Origin of the sequence: Streptomyces sp. NPDC048278, assembly GCF_040652195.1 — a bacterium.
GTDB lineage: Bacteria > Actinomycetota > Actinomycetes > Streptomycetales > Streptomycetaceae > Streptomyces.
In genome coordinates, this window is sequence record NZ_JBEZLP010000077.1 from 1 (window position 1) to 6,125 (window position 6,125).

A 6,125-nucleotide genomic window follows, 5' to 3' on the forward strand; every position below is an offset into this window, starting at 1 on the left:
TGGCTGCGGCCCGTCGCTCCCGGTGTGGTGGGGGAGTTGTACGTAGCAGGTGTTCAGCTGGCTCGTGGTTATGTCGGTAACGCGCCGTTGTCCGCTGAGCGTTTCGTGGCGTGTCCGTTCGGGTGGGGTGTGCGGATGTATCGCACGGGGGACCGGGCTCGCTGGGCCGGTGATGGGCAGTTGGTGTTCGCCGGTCGGGTGGATGATCAGGTGAAGATACGTGGGTTCCGGATCGAGCCGGGTGAGGTGCAGGCGGTCGTCGCCGCACACCCCGGAGTCGCTCGTGCGGCTGTTGTGGCCCGCCCGGACACCCAGGGAGAACCCCGTCTGGTCGCCTACATCGTGCCGGACGACGAATCACCACACGTGCCGGAACTCGGCTCTACCGTGCAGGAGTTCGCTGCTTCGCGGTTGCCGGGGCACATGGTGCCGTCGGCTGTCGTGGTGCTGGACGAGTTGCCGTTGAATGCGAACGGGAAGGTGGACCGTGCGGCTCTGCCGGCTCCCGAGGCTGCCGCGGGTGGCTCGGGGCGTGCCCCGGCGGATGTCCGTGAGGAGTTGCTGTGTGCGGCCTTTGCGCAGGTGCTGGGTGTGGAGTCCGTCGGTGTGGACGACGACTTCTTCGCCCTGGGCGGGCATTCCCTGCTCGCGGTTCGGCTGGTCTCCCGTGTGCGGGTGCTGCTCGGCGAGGAGGTGGGGGTCCGGGCGCTGTTCCAGGCGCCGACCCCCGCGGCCCTGGCGGTCTACCTTGGTGCGGCCCGGTCGGATGGCACCCTCCGCCCTGCTCTGACCGCTGCTGTCGAGCGGCCCGGCCGGCCTCCGCTGTCCTTTGCGCAGCAGCGCCTGTGGTTCCTCGCCCAGCTCGAAGGCCCCAGCCCGACCTACAACTTGCCTATGGCGCTACGTCTGTCCGCCGCCTCCGTCGACCGGGCAGCGCTGGCAGCGGCTCTGCGTGACGTACTCGGTCGGCACGAGGCGCTGCGCACGAAGTTCCCTGCGGTCGACGGGGAGCCGTATCAGCACGTCGTACCGGTGGCGGAGCTGGACTGGGACCTGGAGACCGTCGACCTCGGCGATGCCTCGGCGGACGACATCGCTGCGGCGATCGGAGAGCGGGGCCGGTATGCGTTCGACCTGACGGCGGAGTTGCCCTTCCGGGGCTGGCTTTTGGAGGTCGACACGGAGTCGTCCGTGTTGGTGCTGGTGGTGCATCACATTGCGGGGGACGGCTGGTCGATGGGGCCGTTGGCGCGGGACCTCTCGGCGGCGTATGCGGCGCGGTGTGAGGGGCGGGCGCCGGAGTGGGTGCCGTTGCCGGTGCAGTACGCGGACTACACGCTGTGGCAGCGGGAGTTGCTCGGCGATGAAGAGGATCCCGAGAGCCTGATCAATCGGCAGGTCGCTTACTGGCGCGAGGCGTTGGACGGTGTGCCCGAGGAACTCGACCTGCCCTTCGACCACCCCCGCCCACCGCTGGCCACGCATCGCGGGCATACGAGCGAGCGGCGGCTGTCGGCGGATGTGCACGCCGGGCTGGTCGAGTTGGCCAGGGCCGAGGGTGTGACGGTGTTCATGGTGTTGCAGGCTGCGCTGGCGGTGCTGTTGTCGCGGTTGGGTGCGGGGGAGGACATTCCGATCGGGTCTGCGGTGGCGGGGCGTACGGACGAGGGGCTTGACGATCTCGTCGGGTTCTTCGTGAACACCCTGGTCATCCGTACCGACCTCTCGGGTGATCCGGCTTTCCGGGATGTGCTGGCGCGGGTGCGGGAGCGCAGTCTTGCCGCGTTGGAGCACCAGGACGTCCCCTTCGAACGGCTCGTCGAGGAACTGGCCCCGACCCGCTCACTCGCCCGGCACCCGCTTTTCCAGGTCATGCTCACTCTCCAGAACGTGGCGAGCACGGCCGTCGACCTGCCCCGTGCCGCTGCGCAACTGCCCGGCACGAGCGGACCGACGACGACGTCCGTGTCGAAGTTCGATCTCGACGTGACCGCGGGCGAGTTGTTCGACGAGCAGGGTGGTCCGGCCGGGGTGCGGTTCGTGGTGCGGGCGGCGGCGGACGTGTTCGACGCGGAGTCGCCTGCGGTGCTGGTCGAGCGTTGGGTGCGGGTGCTGGAGCAGGTGGTGGCCGCGCCGGAGGTGCGGGTGCATGCGGTGGAGGTGCTGGCGGAGTCGGAGCGGCGGCAGGTTCTCACCGAATGGAACGACGCGTCGACCGGCTCCCCGCGTACCGCTGACGTCTCGCTCGCGGAGCTGTTCGAGGCGCAGGTGCGACGCTCGCCGGATGCCAGGGCCGTGGTGGCCGAGGACGGCGAGGTCTCGTACGCGGAGCTGGACGCGCGGGCGAATCGGCTGGCGCGCCATCTGATGGAGCAGGGTGTGGGGCGCGAGTCCGTGGTCGCGGTGGTCATGGACCGTGGGACGGACGTCGTGACGGCGCTCCTGGGCGTGGTCAAGGCGGGAGCGGCGTACCTGCCCGTCGATCCCCAGCAACCGCCCGAGCGGCTGGGCTTCATGCTCGCCGACAGCAAGGCGAGCTGCGTGCTGTCGTCCTGCTCGGTCGCGGCCGGCCTGGTGGATGCGATCGGTGACGTACCGCTCCTCGCCGTCGACAGTCCCGAGACCGTCGAACGCCTGGCCGAACTGTCCGACACCGCACCCACGGACGGGGATGGCGGGGCCAGGGCGCTGCCGGACCACCCCGCCTATGTGATCTACACGTCCGGATCCACCGGCCGTCCCAAGGGTGTCGTCGTCACGCACCGCAATGTGGCACAGCTCTTCGCCGCCGCTGAGCGTCTCTACGCGTTCGGCCCCGACGACGTGTGGAGTTGCTTCCACTCCTTCGCCTTCGACTTCTCCGTCTGGGAGATGTGGGGCGCGCTGTTGTACGGCGGACGCGTGGTGGTGACCGGGTTCTCGGTGTCACGTTCGCCGGCCGAGTTCCTGGACCTGCTGGTGCGCGAGCAGGTGACGGTGCTGAGCCAGACGCCCTCCGCCTTCTACCAGTTGATGGCCGCCGACGCCGACCGGCCGGAGACGGGCAGGCAACTGGTCCTGCGTTACGTCGTGTTCGGAGGTGAGGCGCTGGACCTGCCACGGCTCGGCGAGTGGTACGCGCGCCATGCCGTCGACGGACCGGTCCTGGTGAACATGTACGGGATCACCGAGACCACTGTGCACGTCAGCCATCTCGCGCTCGACGCCGAACTGGCCGCGCGTGGCGGCGGAAGCCTGATCGGCCGTGGCATACCCGGCCTGCGCACCTTCGTGCTGGACGCAGGACTGCGCCCGGTGCCGGTCGGGGTGGCCGGTGAGTTGCACGTCGCGGGCGGCGGGCTCACCCGTGGGTATCTTGCCCGGCCCGGGCTTACGGCCGAGCGGTTCGTGGCCTGCCCGTTCGGTACCGGAGAGCGGATGTACCGCACCGGTGACCTGGCCCGTTGGCGGGAGGGCGGGGTCCTGGAGTACCTCGGCCGGGTCGACGAGCAGGTGAAGGTCCGCGGCTTCCGTATCGAGTTGGGCGAGATCGAGGCGGTCCTCGCCACCCACCCGGACGTGGCCCAGGCCGCGGTGATCGTGCGCGAGGACACGGGGGGCGAGAAGCGCCTGGTCGCCTACGCCGTCGCCAGGGCCGCCGGGACCACCGCCACGGATGACCTGCGTGTGTACGTCGCCGACCGGCTGCCGTACTACATGGTGCCCTCCGCCGTGGTCCTCCTCGACGACCTGCCCCTGACCGTCAACGGCAAGCTCGACCGCAAGGCGCTGCCCGCACCCGACTACACCCACGCCACCGGCACCCCCGGCCGGGCCCCCGCGAACGCGCGGGAGGAAATGGTCTGCCAGGCCTTCGCGGAGGTGCTCGGCATCGACGAGGCCGGAGCGGAGGACGACTTCTTCGCTCGAGGCGGGCATTCGATGCTGGCGGTACGACTGGTGGAGCGACTCCGGGCGCGCGGACTGGACGTCTCGGTGCGGGCGTTGTTCCAGGCGCCGACCCCGGCCGCACTGGCCGCCGTCGCGGAGGCCACGGACGGCGGTTCCGCCGGTTCCGGCGACGTACCGGACGGAATCCCCGAAGGAACGACGCGGATCACCCCGGACATGGTCCCGCTGGCGGGCCTCTCGGCCGTGGAACTCCAGCAGGTGGCGTCGGCCGTGCCCGGCGGTGCGGCGAACGTGGCGGACGTCTATCCGCTGGCACCACTGCAGGAGGGCCTCCTCTTCCACCACCTGCTGGCGGAAGGCGGAGCGGACGCCTATGTCACGGTGATGGTGCTGGAGTTCGACGACGAGCAGCGCCTGGAGGCGTTCACCAGCGCGCTGGGACATGTCATCGACCGCCACGACGTGTACCGGACCGGAGTGGTCTGGGAAGGTGTGTCCGAGCCGGTCCAGGTGGTCAGGCGCCATGCGGAGCTGCGGACCTTCTCCGTGGTGCTGGACGAGCGGGCCACAGCCGACCCGGTCGCCGCGCTGGTCAACTCGGTGGGCCGGTCCATGGACCTGTCCCAGGCACCGTTGATGGACCTGCACACCACCCGAACCGCCGACGGCCGGCTCCTGGCCCTGCTGCGGATGCACCACCTGATCCAGGACCACACCGGCATGGCACTGCTCCTGAAAGAGCTGCGCGCGTTCATGCTCGGCGAGGGCGAACAGCTGCAACGGCCCGTGCCGTTTCGGGACTTCGTAGCCCAGGCGCGTACCGAGGTCGCCGACGCCGAACACGCGGCCTTCTTCGCCGAGTTGCTGGGCGACGTGACCGAACCCACCGCACCGTTCGGACTGCTCGACGTGCACGGCGACGGCGCCGAGGTCGTGCGCGCCCACCGTCCCGTGACAGCGGCGGTGGCCGACCGGGTCCGCCGCGTGGCCCGGAGCCTGGGGGTCAGCCCGGCGACGGTGTGGCATGTGGCGTGGGCGCGGGTGCTGGCGGCGGTGTCGGGCCGGGACGACGTGGTCTTCGGCACCGTACTGCTGGGACGCATGAGCGCGGGCGCCGGAGCCGATCGGGCGCTGGGCCTGTTCATGAACACCCTGCCCGCCCGTGTCCGGACCCTTGACACGGGAGTCCGCGCGGCCGTGGCCGCGATGCGCGCTCAACTGGCCGAACTGGTGGCGCACGAACACACCCCACTGGCCGTGGCACAGCAGGCCAGCGGCATCACGGGCGATGCCCCGCTCTTCACCTCCCTCCTCAACTACCGCCACAACGACCGCGACATCGTCGGACTCCAGCCCTCGGACCCCCGCGACGCACAGCTGGGCGTCCGCGCCCTCTACACGCAGGAGAGCGGAAACTACCCGCTGATCGTCTCCGTGAACGACCACGGCGACCGCGGGTACAGCCTGAGCGTGGAGGCCACCAAGTCGGCGGACGCCCAACTCGTCGCCGACCTCCTGCACACCACGGCCGACAACCTCTCCACCGCCCTGACCGTCTCCCTGGACGGCGGCCCGGACCATGAAATCGCCTCCGTGGAAGTCCTGGACGCCGCCCGGCGTGAGCAGGTAATCGACCACTGGAACGACAACGGGGTCGAGTTCACGGATGAGTCGGTGTTGGAGTTGTTCGAGGGGTGGGTGGGGCGGTCGCCGGGTGCGGTGGCGGTGGTGCGTGGGGACACCGAGGCCTCGTATGGCGAGTTGAATGCGCGGGCGGATCGGTTGGCCCGTCATCTGCGGGGGTTGGGGGTTGGGCCGGAGTGCGTGGTGGGGTTGTGTCTGCCGCGTGGGGTGGAGATGGTGGTTGCGGTGTTGGGGGTGTGGAAGGCGGGGGCGGCGTATGTGCCGGTGGATCCGGAGTATCCGGCGGAGCGGGTGGCCTATCTGCTGGCGGACAGCGGGGCGGCCTGTGTGCTGGCGCAGCGCGAGGCTGCCGGTCCGGTGCTGGCGGAGGTGCCGGATGGCCGGGTGGTGTGGCTGGAGGACGTGGAGGTGTCCTCGGATGCCGGGGGACCGGACTGCTCTTCATTGGAGGGTGTCCGGCATGCGGATGGGCTTGCGTACGTCATTTACACATCCGGTTCGACGGGGCGGCCGAAGGGTGTGGCTGTCGGGCATGGTGCGGTGCGGAATCTGGCGGGGGTTTTTGGGCCGTTGATGGGTGTGGGTCCTGG

1 protein-coding gene is annotated in these 6,125 nt (G+C 70.2%); it reads left to right on the plus strand.

Going from position 1 to position 6,125, the window contains the following annotated elements; genetic code table 11:
* Positions 1-210 precede the first annotated feature (210 nt).
* Positions 211-6,125 (plus strand): amino acid adenylation domain-containing protein (locus tag AB0D74_RS50215; RefSeq protein WP_362603358.1); only part of this gene is annotated, 5,915 nt, incomplete at its 3' end.